The 3,515-nt window shown below is 35.0% G+C and carries 4 protein-coding genes; all 4 read left to right on the top strand.

Annotated elements, in window-relative coordinates:
* Positions 1-240: hypothetical protein (locus tag Q8907_14550; GenBank protein ID MDP4275492.1), on the top strand; the 240-nt coding region annotated here is incomplete at its 5' end.
* 41 nt (positions 241-281) lie between these two features.
* Positions 282-1,445 carry a DUF2961 domain-containing protein gene (locus tag Q8907_14545; protein ID MDP4275491.1) on the top strand — a complete coding sequence of 388 codons (1,164 nt, stop codon included), beginning with the start codon at positions 282-284 and terminating at the stop codon, positions 1,443-1,445.
* A gap of 578 nt (positions 1,446-2,023) precedes the next feature.
* A complete protein-coding gene (locus tag Q8907_14540) occupies positions 2,024-3,064 on the top strand; it encodes a hypothetical protein (protein MDP4275490.1) in 1,041 nt (346 codons plus the stop codon).
* A 309-nt stretch (positions 3,065-3,373) separates the two neighbouring features.
* Positions 3,374-3,515: phosphonate ABC transporter ATP-binding protein (locus Q8907_14535; protein ID MDP4275489.1), on the top strand; the 142-nt coding region annotated here is incomplete at its 3' end.

Here is a 3,515-nt window from a genome sequence, read left to right as displayed (position 1 = left end):
TCCAGGGTATACAATGAAATTAATGAAGGTAAAACTTATTCGTTTATAACAAAAAGTCCATCAGGCACTCAAGACGTAATGCGCATTTTATTACCTGCAAAGCCAATTGAAACGATTCTTACAGATAGCAAAGGCGGGGCCGTGGCTAATGTAAAGGAAGACTGGGATGAAATTACTCATACCTGCTTCCTGCAATTTGAGAATAGTTGCGATGGGATTCAAGTCAGTTTAAAGTGGTAATATGTAAATGAAGGAAAATAAACTCATATAAAATTATACAAATGAAACGAATTTATGTATTATTTGTGTTATGCACCATTACTTTAAATCTTTTGGGACAAAAGGATGAAAAGTTCAATGGTTTGGAAACGGATATGGGCAATTTGTACAGGTTGTCCAATGCACAAAGCAGGTCCATCAGCCCTGAAAATTTCACTGGGGAAAAAGGGAAGGGAGGAATGGCCAGTTTGGAAGATAAAGATAAACCAAACCAGGCGAATGCCTGGTTTGCCGCAAGGGATTTAGGGCAAGGATGGAAGGTAAATCCCTATATAAAAATTAAACCTGGCGAAACCTGTACTTTAGCAGAAATTGATGGCCCTGGCGCCATTCAACATATCTGGATGACACCTACGGGAAACTGGAGATTTTCTATCATTCGTATATATTGGGATGATGAAAAAGAGCCTTCTGTTGAATGTCCTGTGGGTGATTTTTTCTGCATGGGATGGAATGAATATGCCCCATTAAATTCATTGGCCGTTTGCGTAAATCCTGGTAGTGCTTTTAACTGCTACTGGACAATGCCCTTCCATAAAAAGTGCAAAATCACCATGGAAAATATCAATGATAAAGATCCCATGACTTTATATTATCAGATCGACTATGCGCTAACTGAAGTCCCAACAGATGCCGGTTATTTCCATGCTCAATACAGACGGGCCAATCCTGTTGAGAACTCTGTATATACCATTGCCGACGGGATAAAGGGACAAGGACAATTTGTCGGTTTATATCTGGCCTGGGGAGTTAATAATAATGGATGGTGGGGCGAAGGAGAAATCAAGTTTTATATAGATGGAGACAGTAAATTTCCTACTATATGCGGTACAGGTACTGAAGATTATTTCTGTGGATCCTATAATTTTGACAGAAATGGCAAGTATACCGAATTTTGTACGCCATATTCCGGACTTGTTCAGGTTATTCATCCTGACGGAACATATAAGTCACAGCAGAGATTCGGATTATACCGTTGGCATATTAAAGATCCTATAAGATTTGGGAAAAATTTAAAAGTTACCCTCCAGGATTTGGGATGGCACCAGGGAGGGAGATATCTTCCTCAAAAATCAGATATTTCATCAGTATGTTTTTGGTATCAAACACTTCCTCAGGGCAACTTTCCTAAGTTACCGGAATGGCAGGAACTCGAAGTGAATTAATAAAAATTTTGATTTAAAATTATTAGTTTCCGGGGAAAATATAAAGATTTCTCGCTAAGCCCGGAATGACAGCATGTTCTTAATTGTTTACCTTGGGAGGGGGTGGTTTGCGGCAATGCCGCAAATCACCCCCTCCCAATATCCATAAATAATTGTGATCCTGAATGTAATGATATGATGCGAAGGATCTTAGGTTATATTAAAATTTTTGCCGGACAACAATGATTTAAAAATAAATGCCCTGATAAAAATCCAATTTTATCAAATTTTTCCATGAGTTTTAAAATTCGGTCCAACTCCTTTTTGTTAATTAAATATTATTTGTTAACTTTAAAAGTCGTTAATGTACCTATTTCGTTTTATGAAACTAAAATTAAGGGTGTTTCTAAAATGATAAGTAGACATTCATTTATTTAGATTTTTAGTATAAATTATTTAAATTAAAATAAAAAAAACTTAAATAGTTATAATTGTAAGTTAGTATGTCAGTTTCTAAAAGACTTGGAAATGTATTATTTGGCATTTCAATTTCTTTGTTCCTTCTTTTTTTGTTTTCATGTCGGAAAGAGAAAGAGACTGTGACGCCAGTAATTCAGGAAGATACGATTATTCCTCCTTATAATCAGCAACAGGTCATGAGTTATGGCGATAGTTGTATTGTTAATACACCCATTCCACAAAGGTATAAAAATGACGTTTTGCATCCCAGTGTAGTTTACATAAGTACGGGATTTGGGGGCCATAAATGGTGGATGGTTCAATCTCCTTATTATAACTGTTCGGGGCCTATTGAAAATCCTATTATTTATTATGCCGATGAAACAATTGATGGATCGGCGCCAAAAATTTGGATACCCGCTATGGATAATGCTGTTATTGATGCTCCAACCTGGGGTTATAATTCAGATCCTAACCTTTTCTATGAAAATGGTAAATTATGGCTGTTATGGAGGGAAAATGATACGGAAGATTGCAGAAAAAACAATTACAGACGGGCCGTTTTTGGTATCTCCTCTACAGATGGGGTCACCTGGGATCCTTCAGCTAAAAAATTATTTATGGGGGCCAGGACACTTAATTATGATTCTGCCATGTGCCCGATTTTGATTAAAGATAATGATGTTTACAAAGTTTATGCCTCTAATTTTGAATTCCAGCCTAATAGAATTTCCCTTGGGCTGGCCATCTGGACAGGACATAGTTTAGAAAATCCCGATTTTAAAGTACAGGGAATTTATCCCATTTACTGCAATAATTCTTATTACCAACCCTGGCATTTTGATATTTTAAAGTATTATGGCAAATATTATATGATTTTACAAACCCGGGAATCAAATGGGAATATCAGTCTAGGAGAAAGTAATGACGGAAAAAATTTTCAGATCTTACCTAAACCCTTAATTGTTCAGGATTGTAAACATTTTGGAATTTATAAACCTACCGGTGTTATAAAAGATGGAATTCTATATGTTTACTATACGATAAAAGATGTATATGATTTTAACCATAACAAACTGTATGTGACTAAAATATCAATGAAATCTGCTGTTTTTGATGCCTTTGATTATAGTTATAAGCGGTCTAAGTTTACTACCAATATCAGGTTTAGGGAAGATTAGTTCATAATTAAAAAAGAACTAATGAACATTTTTGTGTTATTTCTGATTAAATCGATGATTTCTTATCTTATAAGGCACTTGTATATTGATATTCGGGTAATTTTTCTGATCCCTCGCGAAAAGAAATAACAGTTCGACAGGTTGAATTTAAATTTCATCATATATAATTTCCTGTAAAAATTTAAATTTCACATAAAGGATTGAGCAAGACCTGTATTAAAATACTCAGGCCCTGATGAGGATAAACAATTAAATTCATACTATGTAAATATTTTATGTTTTTATTTATATTTTCGTAAAAAAAATACGATGTCTGCTGATACGATTATACAGTTTGAAAAAGCTTCGGTTTTCCAGAATGAAAACCTGGTGCTCTCGGATATCAACCTGGAAATTAAAAAGGGAGAGTTTGTTTATCTGATTGGGAAAGTGGGAAGCGGTAAAACAAGTT

Source organism: Bacteroidota bacterium (assembly GCA_030706565.1).
Classification (GTDB): Bacteria; Bacteroidota; Bacteroidia; order Bacteroidales; family JAUZOH01; genus JAUZOH01.
Note: the sequence above shows the minus strand (reverse complement) of the source record. Positions and strands in the feature narration are given on the sequence as shown.

Excerpts from the sequence above, each read along its gene's own strand:
- Q8907_14545 (MDP4275491.1), top strand. The coding sequence starts at position 282 with ATGAAACGAATTTATGTATTATTTGTGTTATGCACCATTACTTTAAAT.